The organism is Methylobacterium ajmalii (assembly GCF_036448855.1).
Classification (GTDB): domain Bacteria; phylum Pseudomonadota; class Alphaproteobacteria; order Rhizobiales; family Beijerinckiaceae; genus Methylobacterium; species Methylobacterium ajmalii.
In genome coordinates this window covers 38,390-63,422 of sequence record NZ_JAZFXT010000013.1, presented here as the reverse complement: position 1 = coordinate 63,422, position 25,033 = coordinate 38,390, and the positions used below count along the sequence as shown (strand labels likewise).

Below are 25,033 nucleotides of genomic sequence, written 5' to 3'. Positions count from 1 at the left end.
CTCAAGTTGAAGAGCTGATCATAGCTGATCACAACATAAACGGAGGCTCACGACCGATCGGCGTTTCCACCAAATCGTGTGAGCACCGAAACGTCAGACCAGCATCATCCTACTCGCAGCTGGTTTCAAAGAAACCAGCCCGCAGGGACGACGCCGTCCACGCTTCTCTTTCTCAGATGAACTTGTCAAAGAGCCGATCCGGTCGAAGCCGGATCTCGACCTTACCGGAAACGAAAAGCAGCGCCGGGTTACCCTGGCCCTTGCTCGCTCGTCTCTGGGGAGGTTCGGCGGGGCAGCCAGTTCGTCGGCGCCCCGTCGGTGAGCGGCTGTCTAAGGGTAGCCGGCTCGACTGTCAACACGCGAATCGGTCGTGTCCGAGCGGGGCAGGGCTCCGCCCGAACACGACCGGCATCGTGATGGAAAAATCACGAGACAGGCGTCGGTTCCACGCTGGCTGGCAAATTTGCGACAGTCTCGCACCGTGGGGCCGGTCGGGGGAGTGAAGACCTGGACGCCCGCTTCTTCTAAGGTGCGGCCGACGAGGCAGGAGACCGACGGCGAATGCGCAACGCCCTTCCGCCCATCGCGGTGATCGGGGCCGGGTTCAGCGGGACTATGGCCGCCCTTCATCTGAGCCGGCTGATGCCGGAGCGCTCGGTCCTTCTATGCGAGAAGTCGGGCGCCTTCGCCCGCGGCCTCGCTTATGCGACGGGTTGCACCGATCACCTGCTCAACGTGCGCGCCACCAACATGAGCGCGTTTCCGGATCGGCCCGATCACTTCTCCCGCTGGCTCGAGAACTGCCCCCTCGACGGCGCCGCCTGGACTCGCTCGACATCGGCCGGCGTGTTCGCGGCGCGTGGCCTCTACGGTCGCTACCTCACCGAGTTGCTGCTCGCGGCCCTGTCCGAGCCGGGCACCGCGCCGCGCCTGATGCTCGAGCACGACGAGGTGGTGGACCTCGCGCCCGAGGGTGAGGGCTTCTGCCTGACCCTCGCGGCAGGACGGCGCCGCCATGTCGCCGGCGCCATCCTGGCTTGCGGCAATCTCCGCGCCCCGGGCAATCTGAAGAGCCGCTACGCGGTCGACCCCTGGGATGGCGCGCCGCTCGACGACCTGCGGCCGGACTTGCCTCTGCTCATCGTCGGGACCGGTCTGACCATGGTCGACGCGGTCGCTGCCCTGCGGCAGCGTGGGTTCGCCGGGCCGATCCTGGCAGTGTCGCGCCGCGGCCTGCTGCCCCAGGTCCATGCGCCGACCACGCCCTGGGCCACGCCGGACGTGCCGGATGCGGCGCGCCGCTCGCTCGTCGCGTTGTTGCGCGGCGTTCGGGCGGAGGTGCGGCGGGCCGAAAGCGCCGGGGCCGACTGGCGAAGCGTGGTTGATTCCCTGCGCGGCACCAGCATCGATCTGTGGCGCGGCCTGCCGCTCTCCGAGCAGCATCGTTTCCTGCGCCATCTGCGCGCGTTCTGGGACGTGCACCGCCACCGGATGGCGCCGCCGGCGGCCGAGATCATCGCGCGAGAATGCGCCGGTGGTGGGCTGACCGTGCTCCGGGGCCGAGTGATCGACATCGAGGACCGGGCGGGGCACGCCCGTGTCACCGTGCGCGAGCGCAGTGCGGCTGTTTCGCGGGTCATCGAGATCCAGCGGATCATTGATGCGTCCGGGGTCGGACGGGTCGCGGACACTAACGACCTGTTGCTGCGACGCCTGATGGCCCGGGGGTTGGTTCGTCCGGATGTCCTGGGGCTGGGCCTCGCGGTCTCCGACGACCTCGCGGTCCTCGATCAACGCGGCGAGGTCGGATTCCCGCTCTGGACACTGGGGCCATTGTTGCGCGGTACATTGTGGGAATGCACGGCGGTCCCTGACATCAGGGGCCAAGCGGCGGAACTCGCCCGGACGGTGGCCGCACGGCTGCAGAATGCTCCGCTCGGCGAGGCGCGGGAGACGGCATGATCCCGGTCGAGAACCTGTGGCGCGTCAGAGGCTTGCCCGGAACGGCGATATCCTGTCGCTAGTTCCATAATCATCCTTATGCGATTCGCCCGCCTAAGAGCCTTGCAGGATCCTCTCGCACGCTTGGCAGCCGCTGCAACGCGGCTGATCCCTGCCGCTTCGCCTTTTCGGGCTCCACCTCGGTTGCGTGAGCTGCCGTGCGGGTGGCCTCGCGGCGTCCGACGCGTCGGCGACCGGTGAGCTTATGCCGGAGACGGGCGGCGATATCGTCGTGCGGCTCGGTGGCACGTGGAGGTCCGCCAGAAGACGTGGGCCGCCTGCACCGCTACCGGCAAGGCCGCCCCTCGCCGCCGCCTCGTCCCCGGCATCTCCGATCGCGGGGTCCCCCTCACCCCGCCCCCGTCAACGTATCCGTCGACCCCCGTATCCAAGCATTTATCCCGGGCCCGCCATGACCTTCGCCCTCGACGATGCAGAGCCGGCTTCCCGGCCAGAGCCGGTGAAGCTGCCACGCCGTGATGGCCGGCCCGCTGACGTCGCGGCGTCCGTGGATCAAGACGCCCGGGATCGCCCGCAGGCGGTCCATTCGCGCCGAGATCGCGTCGGAGTCGCGCAGGAAGCCGTCATTCGCCCAATAATGGGTCACCAGCGTCGCGAATACCGCGTCCCGGTCAGGGTCGTCGGGTCGTCCGGGTGGCGGTGCATCGAGGGAGACGTGGGCCGCTTCCCAAGCCAGCCAATCGCGGGCGGCGCGTCGGCGGTCCGCCGCGTCGTCGCCCGCGAGGCGCCGGGCATAGGCCTCGACGATCCGTTCGCTTCCGCGCCGGCCGGAGGCCTCCGCGAAGGCCTGCCAGGCTTCGGGAAAGATGCGCCCGACGCCCTCGGTGATCCACGCGACCTCGTCCCGGCTGGTGGTGGTGACGGCGGCCAGCACGAGCGAGCTCACCCGGTCCGGATGACGTTGCGCATAGGCGAGCGCCAGGGTGGTGCCCCACGAGATGCCCGAGACCAGCCAGCGTTCGATGTCGAGATGCGCCCTCACCGCCTCGATATCGGCGATCAGCGCCGTCGTGGTATTCCCCAAGAGCCCGCCGAGGTCCGCAGTCACGAGCGGCCGGCTACGGCCGCAGCCCCGCTGGTCGATGCCGACGAGGCGATAGCGCTCTTGGTCGAAGTGACGGCGGTACCCGCCGCTTCCGAGCCCGCTCCCCGGCCCACCGTGCAGGAAGAGCGCCGGAATGCCGTCCGGCGCGCCCGAGGTCTCCCAGTAGATCCGGGCACCGCCGGCGACGGGAAGGAGACCATGATCGAGGAGATCGGACATTTAGCAGGGATTCCCGGCCTTTACCCCGGCTGGCACGTCTCGCAGAAGAACGTCGAGCGTCCCGACTGCACCAGCCGCCGCACCACCCCGCGGCACCCCTTCGCCGTGCAGGCCAGCCCCTCCCGGTCGTAGACCCGGAAGGCGTGCTGGAAGGCGCCCTGGCTGCCGTCGGTGTGGACGTAGTCGCGCAAGGTGGAGCCGCCCGCCGCCACCGCCTCGGTCAGCACGTCGCGGATCACGACCGCGAGGCGCTTGGCCTTCGCGGTCGGACGGCCGGCGGCATCCGCGAGCGACCCGGCGGGCGCCTCCGGGTGGAGCTTGGCCCGGTGCAAGGCCTCGCAGACGTAGATGTTGCCTAAGCCCGCGATCAGCCGCTGGTCGAGGAGCGCGGCCTTGAGCGGCGTGCGCTTGCCCCAAAAGAGCCGCGCGATCGTCTCGCCCGAGAGCTCGTTGCCGAGCGGCTCGATGCCCATGCCGGCGAAGTGGCGGCAGGTGGACAGCTCCGCGGACGGCACCAGGTCCATGAAGCCGAAGCGGCGGGCGTCGTTGTAGACGACCCGCGCCCCGTTCGAGAGCCGAAAATCGACGTGGTCGTGCTTCGACTGGCCTTGCGCGCCTTCCAGATAGAAGTCGCCGGGCGACACGGAGCGCCCGTCGGGCAGGTGCACGTCGAAGCGTCCGCTCATGCCGAGATGCATGATCAGCGCCTCGCCGGACGAGAGCTCGGCGACGAGGTACTTGGCGCGCCGCGACAGGGCCGTGACCTCCTGCCCCTTCACCCGGGCGGCGAAACGCGGCGGGAAGGGAAAGCGCAGGTTGGGCCGGTTCAGCACCACGTCGGTGAAGCGGGCGCCGACCATCGCGGGCGCCAAACCGCGGCGCACGGTCTCGACTTCGGGCAGTTCGGGCATCTCTCGTCCGTGGCGAAGGGCAATGGTGCGACCTTGAGCGCGACGAAGCGCACCCGGCGAACATGCTTGCCCAGATGGTGCTTTCCCCCCGGCTTCGCTATGCAGGCCGCCACGACAGGGGACCTGAAGGCATGGCCGGCGACGAGACCAGCACCGATTTCGGCTTCGAGCGCGTCAGGCTCGCGGAGAAGCAGGACCGCGTCAACGAGGTCTTCCGCTCGGTGGCCAAGCGCTACGACCTGATGAACGACCTGATGTCGGGCGGCCTGCATCGGGCCTGGAAGAGCGCCTTCGTGTCGAGCGTGCGCCCCTCGCGCACCCGGCCGTTCCGGCTGCTCGACGTGGCCGGCGGCACCGGCGACATCGCGTTCCGCACGCTTCAAGCCGGCGGGCCCGACACCAAGGTGACGGTGCTCGACATCAACGAGGCGATGCTCGGCGTCGGCCGCGAGCGGGCCGGCCACCGTTACGGCTCGCGCATCGACTTCGTGGCCGGCAACGCCGAGTCGCTGCCCCTGCCCTCCGACACCTTCGACGCCTACACCATCGCCTTCGGCATCCGGAACGTGCCGCGGATCGAGAACGCCCTGGCCGAGGCCCACCGGGTGCTCAAGGTCGGCGGGCGCTTCCTGTGCCTCGAATTCTCCCACGTCGACGTGCCGGGCCTCGACAAGATCTACGAGGCCTACTCGTTCAAGGTCATCCCGCGCATCGGCGCGATGGTGGCCGGCGACAAGGAATCCTACCAGTACCTCGTCGAGTCGATCCGCCGCTTCCCGACCCCCGGCAGCTTCTCGCGCATGATCGAGCAGGCGGGCTTCGGCCACGTCACCCACCGGCCGCTCTCGGGCGGCATCTGTGCCATCCATTCCGGCTGGAAGCTCGCGTGAGGCACCCGTCGTGCTGAGCCTCGTCGCCCACCTCGCGCGGGGCATCCATGTCGGCTGGGTGATGGCCCGCGAGGGCGGCCTCTCCTTCGTCGACGAAGCCGCCCTGCCGCCCCACCTGCGCGTCGTCCTGCGGCTCGGCCGCAAGCTCGAGCGCCCGGGCCTCGGCGCCGGCCGCCTGCCCGCGGCGCTGACCCGCCTCGGGCCCTCCTACGTCAAGTTCGGCCAGTTCCTGGCGACGCGCCCCGACATCGTCGGCATGGCGGCGGCCCGCGACCTGGAGCGCCTGCAGGACCGGGTACCGCCCTTCCCGCAGGAGGTCGCGGTCGGCATCCTCGAATCGACCCTCGGCAAGCCGGTCTCGGAACTGTTCACCGCGTTCAGCGCGCCGATCGCCGCCGCCTCGATCGCCCAGGTCCACAAGGCGCACCTGCGCGAACCCGACGGCACCGAGCGGGTGATCGCCGTCAAGATCATGCGGCCGGGCGTGCGCGAGCGCTTCGCCCGCGACATCCAGGCGATGCGGTTCATGGCCCGGATCGTCGAGGCCCTGCGCCCGGAGGCCGAGCGCCTGCGCCCGCGCGAGGTGGTGGAGACGCTGGCCCGCTCCGTCGCCATGGAGATGGACCTGCGGCTCGAAGCTGCCGCCCTCTCGGAACTCGCCGAGAACATCAAGGACGATCCCGAATTCCGGGTGCCGCAACCGGTCTGGGAACTGACCGGGCGCGACGTGCTGGCGAGCGAGTGGATCGACGGCATCCGCCTCAACGACCGGGCGGCGATCGTCGAGGCCGGCCACGACGTGGCGGCCCTCGGCCGGACCGTGATCCAGTCCTTCCTGCGCCACGCGATCCGGGACGGCTTCTTCCACGCCGACATGCATCCCGGAAACCTGTTCGTCGATCCGGCCGGGCGGCTCGTCGCGGTCGATTTCGGCATCATGGGCCGGCTCGGGCTGAAGGAGCGCCGCTTCCTCGCCGAAATCCTGCTCGGTTTCATCCTGCGCGACTACCGCCGGGTGGCGGAGGTGCATTTCGAGGCCGGCTACGTCCCCTCGCACCACTCCGTCGACGATTTCGCGCAAGCGATCCGGGCGATCGGCGAGCCGATCCACCAGCGCCGGGCCGACGAGATCTCGATGGCGAAGGTCCTGACGCTGCTCTTCGACGTCACGGCGCTCTTCGACATGAGCACCCGCACCGAACTGGTGATGCTCCAGAAGACCATGGTGGTGGTCGAGGGCGTCGCCCGCTCGCTCGATCCGCGCCTCGACATGTGGACCACCGCCGAGCCGGTGGTGCGCGCCTGGCTCACTCGCAACCTCGGCCCGATCGGCCGCGCCGACCAGGCCCGCCGGGCGGTGCTGACCCTCGCCGACGTGGTGGCCGACGTGCCGGACCTCGCGCAACGCGCCAAGCGCGTGCTGGTGCGCCTCGACGAGGAGGGCCTGCGCGAGGTGACGCGCGTCGAGCGCCGCATCCGCGTCGAGACCAAGCGGATGGTGTGGTCGACGCTGGCCCTGTGGGTGATCGCCGGGTCGCTGCTGGCGATCGCCGTGAGGTGACCGGGCGCCGCGGGGCCGACGCGAGCCCGTGCTACAGCGAGCGACGGGTGGAAACCGGAGCGGCGCAATGGACTGGTTCGAGCGGCTGACCGGCTTTCGCGAGACGGACCATGCGCCGACGCAGCGACGGCTGCGCGTGGAGAACGGCTGCCTCGTGCGGGAGGGGAGCGGCGATCGCTTCGCGGTCGGTACGCTGACGCTGCCCTCGGTGGCGGAGCTGCGCGCGGCGGCTTCCGGCGTGCGGCGGGCGGGTCGGACGCGGCTGAGCCTCGTCGAGGGCGACGTGCGGGCCCTGCACCGCCTGCCCGGGAACCGGGGCGCGCTGTTCCAGGTCGCCTCGCAGTTCAACATGCTGGAGATGGTCGGCCCCGAGGTCACCCCGGAGGACGGTGTCGCCCGCTACGCCGGCGACCGCACCCAGGGCCCGGCCTGCGCCATGGCGGCGGGAGCGGCCACGATCTACCGCAACTACCTCGTGCCGGTGGAAGGCGGCCTCGGCCAGACCGCCGGGCGGCAGCTCGACGGTCTCGCCGATCTCGGCGACGCCCTCGCGCGAAGCCTCGGGACCGTGCGAACCGCGTTGTGGGCCATGCGCAACGGCTACGCGCTGCCGACGCGGGCAGGGCTCGCAGCCATCGCCGCGTATCTGGACGGTGCGGACGAGGACGCCCGGGACGACCTGCGCGGCCGGCTGCGGCTCGGCCTTCACACGGATGTCGCGGTCACCGACGGACCGTCGCCCCATCCGCTCGTCAGCCAGGTCTTCTGCTCGGCGCTGCCGGTCGCCTATGCGGGCCTGCCGCAGGCGGACTGGGCGCCGTTCGCCCGCCTGGTGCTGGAAGCCGCCTACGAGGGGACGCTGCTCGCAGGGCTGCTGAACGCGGCCCGAGGAGCGTCCGGCCGCGTGCTGCTGACGCGCCTCGGCGGCGGCGCCTTCGGCAACGCCGACGACTGGATCGACGCCGCCCTGCTGCGGGCGCTCCGGCTCGCAGGCGACGGCGATCTCGACGTGGCGCTCGTCAGCTACGGTCCGCCCGCACCAGCCTTGCACGACCTCGTACGACGCTACGCCGAACCGGACCGATGAGCCGGCGGGCGGAGGGTGGAGCCGACCGTGGAAGGATACCGGGCTCAGCCACATATCGAGCGTTTCATCTCATGATCGATGTAGAGATAGTGATTCTTTGATATTTTTACAGTTTCGAATTGATTTATAGACGTTGAATTTTCTGAGTATTAATTGAAGTATAGCCATAGATTGATTTATCATTTTATGAATAACAGCGCGATATAAGGGCGATATCGAAAATTTGAGGGGAGATCTGGCGCTGCGCGTGCCGGCGCCAACCGGATTTACCGGGATCTCGCAGCCTTTCGTTGACTCTCTCGCCTCGACGGCAACCTGTGGGGTAAAATATCCGGTCCGGCCTCTTTCCAGGCGTCGCCTTCCACGCTTAAGCTTGCCGCGTTCCAAAGTCGTCCGCAAGTCTCGTCCGGGAAGGTTCTGTTCATGATGAAGCATTGTCTGGTCGTGGCCTGCCTCGCGGGCGCCTTCGCGCTGGCCGGGGCAGCACCGTCGCGGGCGCAGAGCGCCGGCTCCGTGCTCGGCGGCCTCGCCGGCGGTGTCATCGGCGGCATGATCGCCGGCTCGATCGCCGCGCAGGCGGCCCGCCAGCGTCCGGTCGTCGTCTACGCGCCGCGTCGGCGGACGCGCGTCGTGCGCTACGCCCGTCCCCGCCCCGCCTACCCGGCCGCCGGCCCGGCCCGGGTGCAGGCGGTGAACGCCTCGGGCGATCCCTTCGCCTCGCCCCGCAGCGGCGTAACCGTCGTCAACCAAGCCCGCTGACGCGCCCCCTCGCACGCCGGATCCCCGCCCCATGCTCCGTCCGATCGCCCTCGCCTTCCTCGCCGCGGCCGTGACCGCCTTCCCGGCGGCGGCCTCCCCGGCCCCGCCGCGGCTGACGGTCGACAAGAGCTTCGGCAAGGTGGCGGGGTGGTCGATCGGCTACAGCGAGAGCCTCGGCGGGTGTCTGGCCGCCGCGAGCTACGGCGACGGCACCACCCTGTGGTTCGGCATCGGCGGGACGCGGGGAACGTCGTACCTCGCCCTCACCAACCCGAAATGGCGCTCGCTCGAGGTCGGCGGCCAGTACGAGCTCCACATGCTCGCCGGCCGCGAGCGCTGGCACGGCACCTTCACGGGCTTCGAGCGCGACGAGGCCCGGGGCCTGTTCCAGGCGGGCCTCAAGGAGCGTTTCGTCGCCGACCTGTCGCGGTCCGGCAGCATCGCGGTGCGGTTCCAGGGCCGGCAGATCGCGACGCTCTCCCTCGTCGGCTCGACCGAGGCCTTCGATGCCGTGCTGAGCTGCCAGAAGGAGGCGGTGACCGCCGCCGCCAAGGCGGGGCCCGACCCGAAGCCGGGTCCCGACGCGCCGCGCAAGGCCGGCATGGTCAGCACCGGCACCGGCTTCTACGTCTCGGAGCGCGGCCACCTTTTGACAAACCACCACGTCGTCGCCGGCTGCACCGACATCCAGGTCCGCCAGCCCGGCTCCGGCATCCTCAAGGCGCGGCTCGTGGCCGGTGACGCGGCCAACGACCTCGCGGTCCTCGCCACCGACGTGCCGCCCAAGACCGTGCCGCCGCTCTCGGTGCGCGCGCGCCTGGGCGAGAGCGTCTACGTCTACGGCTTTCCCCAGAGCAGCATCCTGGCCTCGACGGGCAACTTCACCATCGGCAACGTGACGGCGGTGGCGGGCTCGGGCGACGACACCCGCAAGATCCAGATCTCGGCGCCGGTCCACCAGGGCAACAGCGGCGGCCCGATCCTCGACCAGTACGGCAACGTCGTCGGGGTGGTGCAGTCGAAGCAGGTCGCCTTCGCCTCCGGCGACGTGCCGCAGAACGTGAACTTCGCCATCAAGTCGGCGATCGCCCTGAGCTTCCTCGAGGCGAACGGCGTCGAGGCGCCGATCACCGTGCGCACCGCCGACGCGCTCGACGGCGCGGCGCTGGCCGAGAAGGCACGGGACTTCACCGTGCAGGTCGTGTGCGAGTGAGCCGTCCGCGGGCGTTCCGCCGGCCCCCGCTCACGGATAGCGGACCGGCGGCGGGTCCTCGGGCAGCGGGATGAACTCGGCGTCGTTCGGCACCGTGTCGAACCGGCCCTGGCGCCAATCCTCCTTGGCCTGGGCGATCCGCTCGGGCCGCGAGGAAACGAAGTTCCACCACAGGTGGCGTGGACCGTCCATCGGCTCGCCGCCCAGCACCATGAAGCGGGACTTTTCCGTCGCCCGCACGCTGATCCGGTCGCCGGGGCGGAAGACCAGGAGCTGGCCCGGGCCGAAGCCGTCGCCGGCGATCTCGATCGCCCCCGACACCGTGTAGATCGCCCGCTCGTCGTAGTCGGCATCGAGCGGCAGGACGGCCCCGGCCTCGAGCGCCACGTCGGCATAGACCATCGGGCTCGAGGTCCGGACCGGCGAACGCGCGCCGTAGGCCTCGCCGGCGATCAGCCGCACGGTCTTGCCCTCGGCGGAGACGACCGGCAGGGCGGCGGCGTCGTAATGATCGAAGGCCGGGGCGGTCTCCTCGTCCCGTGCCGACAGGGCGACCCAGCTCTGGAGGCCGAACAGCCGCGAACCCGTCCGGCGCAGGGCGCTGCCGGTGCGCTCCGAATGGGTGATGCCGCGTCCCGCCGTCATCCAGTTCAGCTCGCCCGGGCGGATCGGCAGCTCGGTGCCGAGGCTGTCGCGGTGCATGATCTCGCCGTCGAACAGGTAGGTGACGGTCGACAGCCCGATATGCGGGTGAGGCCGCACGTCCATGCCCTGGCCGAGCAGGAACTCGGACGGGCCCATCTGGTCGAAGAACACGAACGGGCCGACCATCCGGCACTCGGTCGAGGGCAGCGCCCGCCGCACCGCGAACGAGCCGAGGTCGCGCGAGCGCGGCACGATCAGGGTCCGGATCGCGTCGCAGCTGAAGGCATCGCCCGGGACGGGGTCGTCGGCACCGTGCCAGCTCATCGCATCTGCTCCTTCCGAAGGGGCCTCGCGAGGTTTTATGTCGCCCTCCGGGAGGCCGTCCCGTGAGCCAGCATCCTGGCTCCACCGGATCGGCCTGAAAACAGAAACGATCGAAACGCATCGTTTCGATTTGCAGCCATGGGCCGGACAGGGGTTCCATCGGGCGCAAGCTTCGCGCAATCCAGCTCCGGCACGCTGGGCGCTCCGGTGAAGGGAAGGCGGGCCATGGGCGACGAAGCACTGACGGAGGAGCAGGCCGCCGAGCGCCTGGCCCATTACCTCCTGAAGGAGGCCTACCACGACCTCGCCGCGGTGCTGCTCAGCGCCAACGCCAAGGCGGCCGAGACCCTGTTCTACGCCGTCGAGAAGCGCACCGCCGACGCGTTGCGCGCCATCGTGGCGGATCGGACCGAAGGCACCGCCTCGACCCGCATCGCCCGCACCGTCGGCGGCGAGCTCAACGAGCTGTTCGCCGGCGCGCACGGCCGCACCGGGGCCCTGGCGCCGCAGCAGGTCGCGTAAGCTCGACACGGGGCGGGCCCCGGGATTACGCTGGGGCACCACGACGCCTCTCGCCCGACGGTCCGCCATGCGCAGGCTCCTCGTCACCGCGCTCCTCCTCCTGTGCACGGCGGTGCAAGTCCGCGGGCAAGTCCGCGGGCAAGGACCGGGGGAGAAGCCCCGGGAGGAGCCGCCGCCGCTCTGGCTGCGCGAGCCGGCCCTGTCTCCGGATGCAAGCCGCCTCGCGTTCCGGTACCGCGGTCGGATCTGGACCGTTCCGGCGGCGGGCGGCGAGGCCCGGGCCCTGACCGAGGCCGGCGCCCACGCGGAGACGCCGGTGTGGGCGCCCGATGGGCGGAGCCTCGCCTTCGCCTCCGATCGGTCCGGCGCCCTCAACCTCTACGGTGTTCCGGCGGCCGGCGGCGAGGCCCGGCGCCTGACCTGGTACTCCCTCGACGAGCGGCCGATGAGCGTGACGCCCGACGGGCGCTCGGTGCTGTTCGCCTCCGCGCGCCTCGGCGATGCCACCCGCACCTTCGCGCCCCCGCTCCGCTCCGAACTCGCGAACCAAGTCTACGCCGTGCCGCTCGCGGGCGGGCGCGAGACGCTCGTCCTGCCCAACGCCGCCCTCGACGCAACCTGGGATCCGGAGGGGCGGCGCCTCCTCTACACCAGCCCCAATATCGAGCAGCGCTTCCGCCAGCACCAGGTCTCGCAGGCGGTGCGCCAGGTCTGGCTCTACGATGCGGCCACCGGCCGCCACGAGCGGCTGACCGCCGGTACGCGCGAGAGCCGCGGCGCGGTCTGGCTGCCGGGCGGCGAGATCGCCTATCTGAGCGAGACGTCCGGCTCGCTCAACGTCTGGCGCCTGTCCCTGGCCGACCGGGTGCCGCGCCAGGTCACGCGCTTCGACGGCGCGCCGGTGCGCTTCCTCTCCGCCTCCCGCACCGGCGACCTCGCCTTCGCCCGCGACGGGCGGGTCTATCGCCTGCGGGCGGGGGGCGAGAGCCCCGAGCCCGTGCCGATCACGGCGCCGGAGGCGACCTTCGCCGACGAGGTGGCGGCCCGCACCTCCGACTTCGCCGACCTCGCCCTGTCGCCGTCGGGTCACGAGGTCGCCCTGGTGGCGCAGGGCGAGATCTACGTCGCCGCCCGCGACGGCAAGTCGGTCAAGCGGATCACCCGCACGGCGGGCGAGGAGCGCAACCCCGCCTTCTCGCCCGACGGCCGGCGCCTCGCCTACGCGGCCGAGCGCGACGGGCGGTGGGGCCTCTACGAGGCGGTGCCGGCCGATCCCGACGAGCGGGGCTTCGCTCAGGCGACCCGCCTGATCGAGCGGGCGCTGCCGACCCCGCCGGGCGACGCCTTCCTGCCGACCTGGTCGCCGGACGGACGGCGGCTCGCCTACATCCACGACCGCGGCGCGGTCCACGTCCTCGATCCCGCGACCGGTGCCGACCGCGAGGTGGTGCCGCCGGGCCGGTTCTACCCCTATCGCGACGCGTCGTGGTGGCTGTCCTGGTCGCCGGACGGGCACTGGCTGGCGCTGCCGGTCCAGCTCGACCGGGGCTTCACAGACAACGTCGCGGTGGTGCCGGCGGACGGCTCGCGACCGGCCGAGCGGGTAGCGCCGGCGGGCGAGGGCCAGGGCGAGGCGCGCTGGAGCCCGGACGGCGGCATGCTGGTCTGGCGCAGCGAGCCGGAGGACCTCCACTCCGCCTCCGGCGCCACCGAGCCGGCCGACATCGACGCGGTCTTCGCCTCGCGCCGGGCCCGGGACGCCTACGAGGCGCGCCTGCGCGTACCCGTCGAGCCCGAGGCGCCCCGCCCGGCCGACCCGCCCCGGGGAACGGAGCCCGACACCACCGAGATCAGAAGCGCCGAGCCCGGGGGGCTGCCGCAGCGGGCCGCCGCGCGGCCGGCCGCCCCACCTCAGCCCATCGACCCGGACGGCCTCGAGGACCGGCAGCACCGGCTGTCGCAGGGCCATGTCGACGTGGTTCTCGCCGCGATGCTGCGCGACGGGACGAGCCTGCTCGTCGTCGAGCGCAGCGAGCGGCCGAAGGGCGAGGGCTACGCCCTGACCGGCACCATCCGCGACCTGCGCCGGGGTACCCGGCGCACGGTCTTCTCGGACCTGGCCTACAAGGCTTTCACGCCGGTGCGGCTGAGCCGCGACCAGAAGATCCTCGTGGTCCTCTCCGGGACCGGCTTCACCGAGATCGACCTCGCCAAGGGCACCCCGCACCACGTCCGGGTCGAGGCCGATGCGAGACACGACCCGGCGGCGCGCCTCGCGGCGGGCTTCGATCAGTATTGGCGCCTGACGCGGGCGAAGTTCCTCGATCCCGGCATGCACGGGGTCGACTGGGATGCGGTGCGGACCCGCTACGCCCGCTTCCTGCCGGCGCTGGCCGACGCCCGCGACCTCGCCGAGCTCCTGTCCGAGATGGCGGGCGAACTCGATGCCTCGCATACCCGGGCCTTCGTCGCCCCGAGCGTGCCGGCGGGCGAGCAGACCGCCTCCCTCGGCCTCTACTACGACGAGACCTTTGCCGGTCCCGGCATGCGCGTCGCCGCGATCCTGCCCGCCGGCCCGTTCGACGCCGGCGACACCCGGCTCGCCCCCGGCGACGTGATCACGGCGATCGACGGCGAGGCCGTGCCCGACGACGGCGGCCTGCGCCGCCTCCTGCGCGGCGCCAGGGACCGGCGGATCGAGGTGGCATTCGCCAAGCCGGACGGGACCGCGTTTCGCGAGCGCCGGGTGCCGGTGAGCCTGGAGCGGGAGCGGGACCTCGCCTTCGAGCGCTGGCGGCGCCGGCGCCGGGACGCGGTGGCGGCGCGCTCCTGCGGCCGCCTCGGCTACGTCCACGTCCGGGCGATGAACGCCGCTTCCTACCGCAGCACCTTCGCGGAGGTCTTCGGGCGCTTCGGCCGCGCCGAGGGGCTGGTGGTCGACGTGCGCTTCAACGGCGGCGGCAACCTGCACAACCAGTTGCTGACGATGCTCTCGGGCCGGCCCTATCTCACCTTCGCGCCCCGGACCGGCCCGGTCCAGAGCGACCCGCGCGACCGCTGGAGCCGCCCCTCCGCCGTGCTGATGAACGGCGCGAGCTACTCCGACGCCTCGATCTTCCCGCAGGGCTATCGCGACCTCGGCATCGGCCCGCTCGTCGGCGAGCCGGTGGCCGGCACCTTCGTCTGGTGGGTGCCCTCCCCGATCGTGCCGCGCCTCACCTACGGGCTGCCGCAGGTCCCGCTCCATCGCATCGACGGCACGCGGCTGGAAAACACCGACGTGCTGCCCGACCTCGCGGTCCCCTCCGACCCCGCCGCCTGGGCGGAGGGCCGCGACCCGCAGCTCGACGCGGCGGTGGACCGGCTGCTCGGCGGGACGGGCGGGGCCTGCCGGCCGTCGGGGGCGGCGCCGGGATGACCCAGGGCCAGAATCGGGCCGGTCTGGCGATATGAGTAGCTAACTTCGATCTCTTGCGGACAATACGAATCAGCTGAGCCAAGATGGTAGTGGAGATCAGGATGGCTTCGCCCGGCGAACTGGATCTCGTGAGGGGCTTGGAAGAACGTCTGCATGATCCCGCCATTCGTAGCTCGCCGGATAAGGTGGCCGCACTCCTGGCAGATGATTTTCTTGAATTTGGAAGATCTGGTGAGGCATACGGGAGAGATGAAATTGTTCGCAGACTGGCCACAGAGCAGGGCCGCGAGCGATCGGAGCTGACCGCCTACGGATACGAGCTGAGGCCACTCTCTACGGGCGTCGTGCTTTTAACCTATAGAACCTTCCGAAAGGAGGAAGGAGTGCCGGACCTGCACACGCTGCGCAGTTCAGTTTGGAAGCTGATCGACGGCAACTGGCAGATGGCATTCCATCAGGGAACGCCAACCGTTGCCAAAATCTAACGTCTGCCCACACCCCAAGCGGTCCTCCGCGCGGTCAGAGTGTTTGGGTTTCCACGCTACAGAAAACTCTGCGGATCGACGTCGATCCCGACCCTGAGATTCCCCCGCACCTTCGGTCCCCGGGCGAGCCAGTCGCGAAGATAACCCTGGAGGTCGATCTCGCGCTCGGTCTTGACCAGGAGGCGGAAGCGGTAGCGGCCGCGCACGAGCGCCAGCGGCGCCTCGGCGGGGCCGAGCACCATCACGCCGGGCGGCGGCTCGGCGACGCGGGCGAGCGCACGGCCATGGGCCTCGGCCGCCTCGCGGTCGGTGCAGGAAATGACCAGAGCCGCGAGCCGGCCGAAGGGCGGCAGGCCGGCGACCTCGCGGGCGGCGGTCTCCTCGGAATAGAAGCGCTCGGCGTCACCCGAGATCAGCGCCGAGATCACCGGGTGCTCGGGCTGGTAGGTCTGGACCAGCGCCCGGCCCGGCTTCTCGCCGCGCCCGGCGCGGCCCGTCACCTGCTGCAGCAGCTGGAAAGTGCGCTCCGCGGCGCGGGGATCGCCGGAGGTGAGCCCGATATCGGCGTCGAGCACGCCCACCAGCGTCAGGTGCGGGAAGTTGTGGCCCTTCGCGACGAGCTGGGTGCCCACCACGATGTCGCAGCCGCCCTCCGCCACGGTCTGGAGCTCGGCCCGCAGCCGCTCGGCCCCGCCGGGAAAGTCGCTCGAGAGCACGATCACCCGCTTGTCCGGGAAGGTGGCGGCGACCTCCTCGGCGATGCGCTCGACGCCCGGACCGCAAGCCGTCAGGTTGTCGAAGGTGCCGCACTCGGTGCAGGCCTCGGGCCGGCGCTCGGCGTGCCCGCAATGATGGCAGACGAGCGCCCGGCGGAAGCGGTGCTCGACGAGCCAGGTCGAGCAGTTCGGGCATTGGTAGCGGTGGCCGCAGGCGCGGCAGAGCGTCAGCGGCGCGTAGCCGCGCCGGTTGAGGAAGAGCAGCGCCTGCTCGCCCCGGGCATTGGTCTCGGCGATGGCGGAGACGAGGCTCGGGGACAGGTAGTGTCCGCGCGGCACCTTCTCGCGCCGCATGTCGATGGCCTGGATCTCCGGCAGGCGCCGGCCGCCGAAGCGCTCGGGCATCACCACCCGGCGGTAGCGGCCGCGCTCGGCATTGACCCGGGTCTCGATCGCGGGCGTCGCCGAGGCCAGCACCACGGCGGCGTGTTCGAGCTTGCCGCGCACCACCGCCATGTCGCGGGCGTGGTAGCACACCCCGTCATCCTGCTTGTAGGCGCCCTCGTGCTCCTCGTCGACCACGATGAGGCCGAGCCTGCGGAACGGCAGGAACAGGGCCGAGCGGGCACCGACCACCACCTGCACCTCGCCCGACGACACGCCCGCCCGGATCTTCTCGCGACGGCGCCCGCCGACGCCGGAATGCCACGCGGCGGGACGCACGCCGAAGCGCTTGGCGAAGCGGTCGAGGAACTGGGCGGTGAGCGCGATCTCGGGCATCAGCACGAGCGACTGCACGCCCCGGCGCAGGGCTTCGGCCACGACCTCGAAATACACTTCCGTCTTGCCCGAGCCGGTCACGCCCTCGAGCAGCGTCACCCCGCCCTCGCCCGCCGCACCGCCATCCGCCGGCGGCGCGGTCAGGGTGGCGATCAGCGCCCGGGCGGCCTCGGCCTGGGGCCCCGAGAGGGGATCGTGCGGATGGTCGGGGTCCGGCGGCTCGGCGACCCGGTCGGGGGCGAGCGCCACGGTCTCGAGCACCCCGTCGTCGATCAACCCGTCGACCACGCTGGCGCTGACGCCGGCTTCCAGGCTCAGCGCGCGCTTGCCGCGCACCACGCCGTCGGCCGCCACCGCCACCACCTTGCCCCGGGCCGGGGTCATCCGGCTCGGCGGCATCCCGGTCGCCCGCACGCCGACCTTGGCGGTCTCGGTGCGGCCCTCCTCCGGCAGGCGCAGGGTCATGGCGAGCGCCAGGCCCTTCGGCGCCAGGGTGTAGCGGGCGATCCACTCGACGAGGCGGCGCAGCGCCGGGCTCAACCCCTCGACGCCGACCCGCCCGCTGACGCGGCGCAGGTTCGAGCCGGCCCCGTCGCGCAGGGACCAGACCACGCCCACGGTCTCCCGCGGGCCGAGCGGTACCTGCACCACGTCGCCCTCCTGGAGGGTGAGGTCGGGCGGCACGGCGTAGCTGTAGGCCTGGTCGAGGGCGAGCGGGATCAGGACGTCGGCGATCGGGGCGGTCATCGGACTTCGAAGGTCGGGCGGGGCTGCCTCGTCATATAGGAACGGTCACGCCGGCTCGCCCCCGGAGGTTCCGGATCCTGCGGTGTCCTCGTCCTCGCCGATCCGCCGCCGCACGCCCCACTCGGCCAGCACGGCGTTGAGGTCGTCGAGGACGAAGTGGCGGGCGCTGTCTTGGTCGTAGCCCTCCTCAAGGAGGGAATCGTACTCGGTGAAGACGTGGCGGGCATACGACACCAGGCCGAGCCAGGCGGCGGTCTCGGGCGCGGCATTGCGCAGGCCGGTGCTGGCCAGCGCCCGGTCGACGATCGCCTCCGATTCGAAGTCCGGCACCCGGGGCGCCAGGCGGACGAGCGCCGCCGTCACCGCCTCGCGGCGCGTGGGCAGCGCGCGGGGCGCGGGATCGGGGCGGCGGGTCATCGGGGCCTCCGGCGCGGGCGGGAGGGTGACCCTGCCGGAGCGGGCCCGCCCTGTCACCCCCGGCGGCCACGCTGCGAACAGGGCACGCGGATGCGCCGATCGGCGCCGGTGTCGCGCGCTGCGGAAACCGCATAAGGTGCGACGCCCGTTCCTTGTCCCAGCCTCCCGCGACGCGGCGGGCGGCTCCGAGACCCCGCCATGCGCCTCCTGCTCGCCAGCACCCTTCTCGCCCTCGCCGCCGGCACCGCCGCGGCGCAGACCGAGGCCCCCGCCCCGGCCGGCGCGGCCCCCCTCGGCGTGACCGCGCCCGCGGCGAACCCGGCTCCCGCGAACGGCCGGCGCCAGCCCCGCCGGGGCGACGCCGCCCAGGCGGCGGTGAAGCCCGAGGGCGCGAAGCCCGACATGGCGGAAGCCTCCCGCAAGGCGCAGGCCGCGACCGCCGCCCGCGACAAGGCCTGGGACGCCCGGATGAAGCGCACCCTCGGGTCGATCTGCCACGGCTGCTGAAGAATCCGGCGATCACCCCGATGATCCGCTTCGAGGGCGCGGCCAAGACCTATCCCGGGCAGTCCCGTCCGGCGCTCGACGATGTCGACCTCACGGTCGAGGCCGGCACCACCTGCGTGCTGATCGGCCCGTCGGGCTGCGGCAAGTCGACCGCCCTGCAGATGGTCAACCGCCTGGTGACGCCGAGCGCCGGCCGGGTGCTGGTCGAAGGCCGGGACGTCGCCGGGCACGACCCGATCTCCTTACGCCGGCGCATCGGCTACGTGCTCCAGGGTGTCGGGCTGTTTCCCCACCGCACGGTCGCCCAGAACGTCGCGACGGTGCCGGGCCTCCTCGGCTGGGACCGCCGGCGGATCGCCGAGCGGGTCGACGCGATGCTCGACCTCGTCGGCCTCGATCCCGGCGAGGTCCGGGACCGGCGGCCCGACGCGCTCTCGGGCGGCCAGCGCCAGCGCGTCGGCGTCGCCCGGGCGCTCGCCGCCGACCCGCCGGTGCTGCTGATGGACGAGCCCTTCGGCGCCGTCGATCCCGTGGCCCGCGCCCGCCTGCAGGACGAGGTCCGGGGCATCCTGGCCCGCCTGAAGAAGACCGTGCTGATGGTCACCCACGACCTCGACGAGGCGGTACGGATGGGCGACACGGTGGCGCTGATGCGCGAGGGGCGCCTCGTCCAGGTCGCTCCCCCGGAAACGCTCCTCGCCGCGCCCGCCGACGCCTTCGCGGAGCGCTTCATGGGCGCCGATCGGTGGCTGCGGCGCCTCTCCCTGATCCCGGCGACGACGGCCCGGCTGGCGGAACGGGTGCCGGACGGCGCCCCACGCCTGCCCGGCGGGGCAACTCTCAAGGATGCCCTCGGGCTGCTGCTCGCGGGCGAGGCGGAGCGCATCGGTCTCGCCGAGGACGGAAGCGTCACGCTCGCATCCCTGCGCATCGCCGCGGCCCGCCACGCCTCCTGAATGAGGGGGACGATGCGGCGTCGCGCCCGGGGTATAAAAGACTTGCGGCGCGAACGGCGACCGTGTGCGAGCCCGTTTGACTTGAGCAGAAGATTTTGTCCCACACGAGACCTCATCCTGAGGTGTCAGTCCATCAAAGATGGACTGACCTCGAAGGAGGGCTCCAGGGATCACTGTGCCTGCTGGAGGTCTCCTTCGAGGTCAGTCGATTTTCAATCGACTAACAACTCAGGATGGGGTTGCGCGTGGAGGCAACATCATCCGCTGAACCATGGCGTGTGTCGAATAGGCTTTGACGCTGCGTAGGTCCTATGCTCAAGCGGTTCGCGAGCTCAGGACGTCCATCCATTCCCTGCGGAAGACGACGCTCCTCCGGCCCGATCGACACAGAGGAGATTTCGCAATCGTGAACGCGCTTCGGATTCGCAACTTCAGTCCCGAGGACATGCGGGCCGTCATCGGGATCATCCTCCCGATCCAGCGGGACGAGTTCGGGTTCGCGATCACCGAAGACGACCAGCCCGATCTGCACGATATCCCAGGCTTCTATCAGGTCGGGCGCGGGGCCTTCCTGGTCGCGGAGATCGACGGCCGGCTCGTTGGTACCCTCGGCCTGAAGGATATCGGTGCGCGGCAGGGCGCCCTTCGCAAGATGTTCGTGGCGCCCGAGTTTCGCGGGCGCGAGCACGGCGTCGCCCAGGCCCTGCTGCATCGCCTGATCGATGACGCCAGGGTGCAAGGCCTGCGCGAGATCTATCTCGGCACGACCGAGAAGTTCCTGGCCGCGCACCGCTTCTACGACAAGAACGGCTTTCATGCCGTTGCGGCGGATACGCTGCCATCCGCCTTTCCCAGAATGGCCATCGACACCCGGTTTTATCGCCTGGCCCTCGCGTGAGGCACGCCCGCGCCGGGTGGCCCGACGGCCCACGCGGCCGCGCCGCCGCGCCGGGCCGGCTTCACCTCGGCTCCCCAATGGTGTAGCGCGACGGCTTCGCCCCGCCCCGAGCCCGCGCGTGATCGACACGCTGGCCGCCGCTCCCGGAGGCCTGAGAGATCGCATGACCACCCGTCTCGCCGATACCTTCGCCCGCTGCCGTGCGGAGAACCGCGCCGCCCTCGTCACCTACGTGATGGCGGGCGATCCCGACCCCGAGACCTCGCTGCAGGTGCTGCGCGCCCTGCCGGAGGCCGGCGCCGACATCGTCGAGTTCGGCCTGCCGTTCACCGACCCGATGGCGGACGGCCCGGCGATCCAGGCGGCGGGCCTGCGCGCCCTGAAGATCGGCCAGACGCTCGCCGGCACCCTGGAGCTGGTGCGCCGCTTCCGGGCCGAGAATGCCGGTACGCCCGTGATCCTGATGGGCTACTACAACCCGATCTACATCTACGGCGTCGCCCGCTTTCTCGACGAGGCCAAGGCGGCCGGCATCGACGGGCTGATCGTCGTCGACCTGCCGCCGGAGGAGGACGACGAGCTCTGTCTTCCGACGCTCGAGGCCGGCCTCGCCTTCATCCGGCTCGCCACGCCGACCACCGACGAGGCGCGCCTGCCCGCCGTGCTCGCGAACACCTCGGGCTTCGTCTACTACGTCTCGATCACCGGCATCACCGGCACCGCGACCCCGGATTTCGGCGTGGTCGGCGGCGCGGTCGAGCGCATCCGCCGCCACACCGACCTGCCGGTGGTGGTCGGCTTCGGCGTCAAGACCGGCGAGCACGCCGCCTCGATCGCCCGCTATGCCGATGGCGTGGTGGTGGGCTCGGCGATCGTCGACACGCTCGCCCGCACCCTCGACGGTGAGGGCCGGGGTGGCGCGGCCGCGGTCGAGGCGGTGACGGCGCTGGTGCGCGAACTCGCGGCCGGGGTGCGCGCCGGTCGCGCCGGCTGAGCCGCGTCCCCATCTAGAACCGATACGATTCCGACGACCGAGGAGCGATCATGGTCGAGGCGATGAACTGGATCTCCGAGGTCGTGCGCCCGAAGATCAAGACGCTGTTCAAGCGCGAGACGCCGGAGAACCTCTGGGTGAAATGCCCGGAGACCGGCCAGATGGTCTTCCACAAGGAGGTGGAGGCCAACGGCTGGGTGATCCCCGGCTCGGAGCACCACCTGCGCATCACCGCCCAGCAGCGCCTGAAGCTGATGTTCGACCAGGGCACGTGGCTCGACGTGCCGCTGCCCGACGCGCCGGCCGATCCGCTGAAGTTCCGCGACGAGAAGCGCTACGCCGACCGGCTGAAGGACGCCCGGGCCAAGACCGGCATGACCGACGCCTTCAAGGTCGGGTACGGCCGCGTCGCCGGCCTGCCGATGACGCTGGCGGTGCAGGATTTCGGCTTCATGGGCGGCTCGCTCGGCATGGCGGCCGGCGAGGCCTTCGTGCGCGGCGCCGAGACGGCGCTCGAGAAGCGCACGCCCTACGTGCTGTTCGCGGCCTCGGGCGGGGCGCGGATGCAGGAGGGCATCCTGTCGCTGATGCAGATGCCCCGCACCACCGTGGCGGTGCGCCGGCTGAACAACGCCCGCCTGCCCTATCTGGTGGTGCTGACCAACCCGACCACCGGCGGCGTCACCGCCTCCTACGCGATGCTCGGCGACGTGCACCTCGCCGAGCCCGGCGCCCTGATCGGCTTTGCCGGCCCGCGGGTGATCGAGCAGACCATTCGCGAAAAACTGCCCGACGGGTTCCAGCGCGCCGAGTACCTGAAGGAGCACGGCATGGTCGACCAGGTCGTCCACCGCCGCGAGATGAAGACGACCATCGCGGGACTGTGCGGGCTCCTGATGCAGGTCCCTGTCGCGGCCCCGGCCGAGGCGGTGTCCGAGCCGAAGGCCGAAGCCGGGCCCGAGCCGAAGGCCGAGTCGAAGCCCGAGCCCCGCGCCGTCCCGGCCTGAGCCGGATCGCGCTCGCGCTTTAGTACCGCGCGGGGGCCGATCTCTGTCTTGCCGTCCGCTCGCCCGGTCGTCGTATGATCCCCACTCGCGCCCGCCGCACCGGCGGCGGGCCGGATGGAAGACCCCGCGGAACACCCCGATGGAATCCTCCGACGCCTTGATGGCGCGCTTCCTGGCCCTGCATCCGCGCACCATCGATTTGTCGCTCGGACGGATCGAGCGCCTGCTCGCGGCGCTGGGCCACCCGGAGCGGCGGCTGCCGCCGGTGATCCACGTCGCCGGCACCAACGGCAAGGGCTCGACCATCGCGACCATGCGGGCGATCCTGGAGGCCGGCGGCCTCTCGGCCCACGTCTACACCTCGCCCCACCTCGTGCGCTTCCACGAGCGCATCCGGCTCGGCGCCGTCGGCGGCGGCCGCTTCGTGCCCGAGGACCGGCTGGCCGAAGCCTTCGCCCGCTGCGAGGCGGTGAATGCCGGCGCCCCCATCACGGTGTTCGAGATCACCACCGCGGCGGCCCTGCTGCTGTTCTCCGAGGCGCCCGCCGACGTGCTGCTGCTCGAGGTCGGGCTCGGCGGCCGGGTCGACGCCACCAACGTCATCGACCGGCCGGCCTGCGCCGTGGTGACGCCGATCGGCCGCGACCATGCCGAGTATCTCGGCGACACCGTCGAGGCGGTGGCGGGCGAGAAGGCCGGCATCTTCAAGCGCGGCTGCCCGGCGGTGATCGCCCCGCAGGACTACGCCCAGGCCGACGCTGTGCTCTGCGCCCGGGCCGAGGCGGTCGGCGCCACGCCGATCCTCGTCGGCAACCAGGATTTCTCCGCCCACGAGGAGCGCGGCCGGCTGGTCTACCAGGACGAGGACGGGCTCCTCGACCTGCCGCGGCCGAAGCTCGCCGGGCGCCACCAGATCGTCAATGCCGGTACGGCGATCGCGGCCTTGCGCGCCGCGGGCTTCGGCGACATCGGCACCGAGGCGTTCGAGGCCGGGCTTTCCGCCGTCGAGTGGCCGGGCCGGCTCCAGCGCCTGCGCCAGGGCCGTCTCGCCGGCCTGCTGCCGCCGGGCTCGGAACTCTGGCTCGACGGCGGCCACAACGTCGATGGCGGGCGCATCCTCGCCGCCGCGATGGCCGACCTGCAGGAGCGGGGCGACGCGCCCCTGGTCCTCGTCTCGGCGCTGCTCGGCACCAAGGACGCGGAAGGGTTCCTGGCCAATTTCAGCGGGCTCGCCCGCTTCCTGGTGGCGGTGCCCCTCGCCGGCCAGATGGCGGCGCGGCCGCCCGAGGAGGTGGCGGAGATCGCCGGCCGGGCCGGCCTCACGGCCGCGACGGCCCCGAGCCTCGAGGCGGCGCTCGCCTCGCTCGGCGACCGGGCCTGGGAGCGCCCGCCCCGGGTGCTGATCTGCGGCTCGCTCTACCTCGCCGGGGCGGTGCTCGCCGCCAACGGCACGCCGCCGGTGTGACGCCGGACCTTCGTCCCTGCCCGCATCCGCGCCACCGCCGCCCGGTGGATCCCTTGGATCGTTTGCCGGCAGGCTTGACATTTCCCGCGGAAGCCCGGCCGTCGGCCGTGTCGTTGCCTCCCCGATGTGACCTAACTGCTACATCGCGCGCCACGGAAATGGTCTAGCTTGGTTTCGATAGGGGAACCTGCTGGGGACCATCATGAAGAAACTCCTGAGTGCTTTCGCTGCCTTCACCGCGCTGACCGCCGCCGCTTCGGCCGCGGACCTGCCGCGTCGCGTCGCCCCGCCGCCGGTCTTCACCCCGGTGCCGGTCTTCACCTGGACCGGCTTCTACGCCGGTTTCAACGCCGGTTACGGCTTCAACACCGCTGACACCCGCGCCCCGACCGTCGTCGGCGTGCCGGCCGGCGTCAACGCCGCCAGCAGCGTGTTCGTGACCGCCGCCGGCGCCCCGACCACCGGCGTGCTCGCCTTCGGCAACCGCAACAGCAACGACGGCTTCGTCGGCGGCGGCCAGATCGGCTACAACTACCAGTTCACCCCGGGCTCGGGCGTGGTCGTGGGTATCGAGGCCGACGCCCAGTACGTCGACTTCGGCCGCAGCCGCAACCAGTACGCCTTCGCCACCGTCGCCGGCGGCGCCATCAACCCGGGCACCCTGGTCTTCAACCCGAACGGCATCTCGGGCCTGGACTTCTTCGGCACCGTGCGCGGCCGCCTCGGCTACGCCTGGGACCGCACCCTCGTGTACGCCACCGGCGGTTTCGCCTACGGCTCGGGCGGCGGTCGCGACTTCGGCCTGCCGAACAGCTCGCGCGACACCTTCCAGACCGGCTGGGCCGTCGGCGGCGGCGTCGAGTACGCTCTGCCCACCGACTCGTTCCTGAACTTCTTCCGTTCGTCGGCCGTGACCCTCAAGGTTGAAGGCCTGTACGTGAACCTGGATCAGGGCAACCGCAACAACGGTGTGTTCGCCCAGACCGTCAACGGCACGCAGTACTCGGTGTTCTCGCCGGGCGTCGTGTCGGTCGGCCCGGCCAACCTCTACCGTCGCGAGACCGAGTTCGCGGTCGTCCGCGCCGGCCTGAACTACAAGTTCGGCTCGTACTAAGACCCGACTTTCCGTCCCCGGATGGAGCGGAGCCCGGCCTCACGGCCGGGCTCTTCGCGTTTGGGACATCGAAAGACGTCTTCGGGGCGGCCTGCTGGGTTGGACGATCCCGTCGCTTGACAGTGGACGGGCACGCCGCCGCATCTGCGGAACGACGGCACGGGGCGCACCGGCACCGCCGCGGCCTCACCCGATCCCGCCTGCCCTCGCCGCGCTCCCGCCGTTCCGGCATCGCGCCGCGGCCGATACCTTTGCGTCATCCGGGCGAGGGCGCACGCTTGGCGAGCCACCTTCGCTCAAAGGACGGCGACGCCCACCGAAGAGGCGTGCA

Annotated in this window: 21 protein-coding genes; 16 read left to right on the top strand and 5 right to left on the bottom strand. The window is 71.5% G+C overall.

Going from position 1 to position 25,033, the window contains the following annotated elements:
- Positions 1-561 precede the first annotated feature (561 nt).
- Positions 562-1,962, top strand: coding sequence for an FAD/NAD(P)-binding protein (locus V3T34_RS05920; RefSeq protein WP_305079561.1), 1,401 nt, complete (start codon positions 562-564; stop codon positions 1,960-1,962).
- 388 nt (positions 1,963-2,350) lie between these two features.
- On the opposite strand, the gene pip is transcribed toward V3T34_RS05920, so the two are convergent.
- Entirely contained in the window at positions 2,351-3,286 is a 936-nt protein-coding gene (gene pip / locus V3T34_RS05915) for a prolyl aminopeptidase (RefSeq protein WP_305079562.1), read from the bottom strand.
- 20 nt (positions 3,287-3,306) lie between these two features.
- Positions 3,307-4,197: a bifunctional DNA-formamidopyrimidine glycosylase/DNA-(apurinic or apyrimidinic site) lyase gene (gene mutM, locus V3T34_RS05910; RefSeq protein WP_305079563.1), complete on the bottom strand. Its 891-nt coding sequence runs from the start codon at positions 4,195-4,197 to the stop codon at positions 3,307-3,309.
- Between the two features lie 131 nt (positions 4,198-4,328).
- Here mutM and ubiE point away from each other — a divergent pair, with 131 nt between their 5' ends.
- The 5 genes from ubiE (at position 4,329) to V3T34_RS05885 (ending at position 9,707) form a co-directional block, all read left to right on the top strand.
- Entirely contained in the window at positions 4,329-5,087 is a 759-nt protein-coding gene (ubiE, locus tag V3T34_RS05905; protein ID WP_091884397.1) for a bifunctional demethylmenaquinone methyltransferase/2-methoxy-6-polyprenyl-1,4-benzoquinol methylase UbiE, read from the top strand.
- A 10-nt stretch (positions 5,088-5,097) separates the two neighbouring features.
- A complete protein-coding gene (gene ubiB / locus V3T34_RS05900) occupies positions 5,098-6,648 on the top strand; it encodes a 2-polyprenylphenol 6-hydroxylase (protein ID WP_305079564.1) in 1,551 nt (516 codons plus the stop codon).
- Positions 6,649-6,715: 67 nt separating this feature from the next.
- Positions 6,716-7,735 (top strand): hypothetical protein, encoded by a 1,020-nt coding sequence (locus V3T34_RS05895; RefSeq protein WP_305079565.1) that lies wholly within the window; start codon positions 6,716-6,718, stop codon positions 7,733-7,735.
- Between the two features lie 423 nt (positions 7,736-8,158).
- The gene (locus V3T34_RS05890) at positions 8,159-8,494 is read left to right on the top strand and encodes a hypothetical protein (protein ID WP_091753776.1); all 336 of its coding nucleotides are present in this window, start codon (positions 8,159-8,161) and stop codon (positions 8,492-8,494) included.
- Between the two features lie 31 nt (positions 8,495-8,525).
- Positions 8,526-9,707, top strand: a complete 1,182-nt coding sequence (locus V3T34_RS05885; RefSeq protein ID WP_305079566.1) for a S1C family serine protease — start codon at positions 8,526-8,528, stop codon at positions 9,705-9,707.
- Positions 9,708-9,737: 30 nt separating this feature from the next.
- Here V3T34_RS05885 and V3T34_RS05880 read toward each other — a convergent pair whose 3' ends face one another.
- The gene (locus V3T34_RS05880) at positions 9,738-10,676 is read right to left on the bottom strand and encodes a pirin family protein (RefSeq protein WP_305079567.1); all 939 of its coding nucleotides are present in this window, start codon (positions 10,674-10,676) and stop codon (positions 9,738-9,740) included.
- Positions 10,677-10,901: 225 nt separating this feature from the next.
- Here V3T34_RS05880 and V3T34_RS05875 point away from each other — a divergent pair, with 225 nt between their 5' ends.
- The 3 genes from V3T34_RS05875 (at position 10,902) to V3T34_RS05865 (ending at position 15,101) form a co-directional block, all read left to right on the top strand.
- Positions 10,902-11,198, top strand: a complete 297-nt coding sequence (locus V3T34_RS05875; RefSeq protein WP_060848768.1) for a hypothetical protein — start codon at positions 10,902-10,904, stop codon at positions 11,196-11,198.
- 67 nt (positions 11,199-11,265) lie between these two features.
- Positions 11,266-14,616 (top strand): S41 family peptidase, encoded by a 3,351-nt coding sequence (locus V3T34_RS05870; RefSeq protein WP_305079568.1) that lies wholly within the window; start codon positions 11,266-11,268, stop codon positions 14,614-14,616.
- Positions 14,617-14,717: 101 nt separating this feature from the next.
- Complete coding sequence (locus tag V3T34_RS05865) at positions 14,718-15,101, top strand: nuclear transport factor 2 family protein (RefSeq protein ID WP_331369125.1); 384 nt, start codon at positions 14,718-14,720, stop codon at positions 15,099-15,101.
- A gap of 56 nt (positions 15,102-15,157) precedes the next feature.
- Here the strand turns inward: V3T34_RS05865 and V3T34_RS05860 are convergent, their stop codons facing one another.
- On the bottom strand, positions 15,158-17,344 hold the full coding sequence (locus tag V3T34_RS05860) for a primosomal protein N' (protein WP_305079570.1): 2,187 nt from the start codon (positions 17,342-17,344) through the stop codon (positions 15,158-15,160).
- A gap of 45 nt (positions 17,345-17,389) precedes the next feature.
- Entirely contained in the window at positions 17,390-17,761 is a 372-nt protein-coding gene (locus V3T34_RS05855) for a DUF2293 domain-containing protein (protein WP_305079571.1), read from the bottom strand.
- 198 nt (positions 17,762-17,959) lie between these two features.
- Here V3T34_RS05855 and V3T34_RS05850 point away from each other — a divergent pair, with 198 nt between their 5' ends.
- The 7 genes from V3T34_RS05850 (at position 17,960) to V3T34_RS05820 (ending at position 24,702) form a co-directional block, all read left to right on the top strand.
- A complete protein-coding gene (locus tag V3T34_RS05850; RefSeq protein WP_091884423.1) occupies positions 17,960-18,268 on the top strand; it encodes a hypothetical protein in 309 nt (102 codons plus the stop codon).
- A 20-nt stretch (positions 18,269-18,288) separates the two neighbouring features.
- Positions 18,289-19,224, top strand: coding sequence for an ABC transporter ATP-binding protein (locus V3T34_RS05845; protein WP_305079572.1), 936 nt, complete (start codon positions 18,289-18,291; stop codon positions 19,222-19,224).
- Between the two features lie 445 nt (positions 19,225-19,669).
- Positions 19,670-20,122: a GNAT family N-acetyltransferase gene (locus tag V3T34_RS05840; protein ID WP_407942677.1), complete on the top strand. Its 453-nt coding sequence runs from the start codon at positions 19,670-19,672 to the stop codon at positions 20,120-20,122.
- A 163-nt stretch (positions 20,123-20,285) separates the two neighbouring features.
- On the top strand, positions 20,286-21,116 hold the full coding sequence (gene trpA / locus V3T34_RS05835; RefSeq protein ID WP_060848763.1) for a tryptophan synthase subunit alpha: 831 nt from the start codon (positions 20,286-20,288) through the stop codon (positions 21,114-21,116).
- A 50-nt stretch (positions 21,117-21,166) separates the two neighbouring features.
- Positions 21,167-22,123, top strand: a complete 957-nt coding sequence (gene accD / locus V3T34_RS05830; RefSeq protein ID WP_305079574.1) for an acetyl-CoA carboxylase, carboxyltransferase subunit beta — start codon at positions 21,167-21,169, stop codon at positions 22,121-22,123.
- A 139-nt stretch (positions 22,124-22,262) separates the two neighbouring features.
- On the top strand, positions 22,263-23,588 hold the full coding sequence (locus tag V3T34_RS05825; protein WP_305079575.1) for a bifunctional folylpolyglutamate synthase/dihydrofolate synthase: 1,326 nt from the start codon (positions 22,263-22,265) through the stop codon (positions 23,586-23,588).
- A gap of 202 nt (positions 23,589-23,790) precedes the next feature.
- Positions 23,791-24,702, top strand: a complete 912-nt coding sequence (locus V3T34_RS05820; RefSeq protein WP_060848760.1) for an outer membrane protein — start codon at positions 23,791-23,793, stop codon at positions 24,700-24,702.
- Positions 24,703-25,033: the final 331 nt, after the last annotated feature.

Excerpts from the sequence above, each read along its gene's own strand:
- V3T34_RS05920 (WP_305079561.1), top strand. The coding sequence starts at position 562 with ATGCGCAACGCCCTTCCGCCCATCGCGGTGATCGGGGCCGGGTTCAGC.
- pip (WP_305079562.1), bottom strand. The coding sequence starts at position 3,286 with ATGTCCGATCTCCTCGATCATGGTCTCCTTCCCGTCGCCGGCGGTGCC.
- mutM (WP_305079563.1), bottom strand. The coding sequence starts at position 4,197 with ATGCCCGAACTGCCCGAAGTCGAGACCGTGCGCCGCGGTTTGGCGCCC.
- ubiE (WP_091884397.1), top strand. The coding sequence starts at position 4,329 with ATGGCCGGCGACGAGACCAGCACCGATTTCGGCTTCGAGCGCGTCAGG.
- V3T34_RS05895 (WP_305079565.1), top strand. The coding sequence starts at position 6,716 with ATGGACTGGTTCGAGCGGCTGACCGGCTTTCGCGAGACGGACCATGCG.
- V3T34_RS05890 (WP_091753776.1), top strand. The coding sequence starts at position 8,159 with ATGATGAAGCATTGTCTGGTCGTGGCCTGCCTCGCGGGCGCCTTCGCG.
- V3T34_RS05885 (WP_305079566.1), top strand. The coding sequence starts at position 8,526 with ATGCTCCGTCCGATCGCCCTCGCCTTCCTCGCCGCGGCCGTGACCGCC.
- V3T34_RS05880 (WP_305079567.1), bottom strand. The coding sequence starts at position 10,676 with ATGAGCTGGCACGGTGCCGACGACCCCGTCCCGGGCGATGCCTTCAGC.
- V3T34_RS05875 (WP_060848768.1), top strand. The coding sequence starts at position 10,902 with ATGGGCGACGAAGCACTGACGGAGGAGCAGGCCGCCGAGCGCCTGGCC.
- V3T34_RS05870 (WP_305079568.1), top strand. The coding sequence starts at position 11,266 with ATGCGCAGGCTCCTCGTCACCGCGCTCCTCCTCCTGTGCACGGCGGTG.
- V3T34_RS05865 (WP_331369125.1), top strand. The coding sequence starts at position 14,718 with ATGGCTTCGCCCGGCGAACTGGATCTCGTGAGGGGCTTGGAAGAACGT.
- V3T34_RS05860 (WP_305079570.1), bottom strand. The coding sequence starts at position 17,344 with ATGACCGCCCCGATCGCCGACGTCCTGATCCCGCTCGCCCTCGACCAG.
- V3T34_RS05855 (WP_305079571.1), bottom strand. The coding sequence starts at position 17,761 with ATGACCCGCCGCCCCGATCCCGCGCCCCGCGCGCTGCCCACGCGCCGC.
- V3T34_RS05850 (WP_091884423.1), top strand. The coding sequence starts at position 17,960 with ATGCGCCTCCTGCTCGCCAGCACCCTTCTCGCCCTCGCCGCCGGCACC.
- V3T34_RS05845 (WP_305079572.1), top strand. The coding sequence starts at position 18,289 with ATGATCCGCTTCGAGGGCGCGGCCAAGACCTATCCCGGGCAGTCCCGT.
- V3T34_RS05840 (WP_407942677.1), top strand. The coding sequence starts at position 19,670 with ATGCGGGCCGTCATCGGGATCATCCTCCCGATCCAGCGGGACGAGTTC.
- trpA (WP_060848763.1), top strand. The coding sequence starts at position 20,286 with ATGACCACCCGTCTCGCCGATACCTTCGCCCGCTGCCGTGCGGAGAAC.
- accD (WP_305079574.1), top strand. The coding sequence starts at position 21,167 with ATGGTCGAGGCGATGAACTGGATCTCCGAGGTCGTGCGCCCGAAGATC.
- V3T34_RS05825 (WP_305079575.1), top strand. The coding sequence starts at position 22,263 with ATGGAATCCTCCGACGCCTTGATGGCGCGCTTCCTGGCCCTGCATCCG.
- V3T34_RS05820 (WP_060848760.1), top strand. The coding sequence starts at position 23,791 with ATGAAGAAACTCCTGAGTGCTTTCGCTGCCTTCACCGCGCTGACCGCC.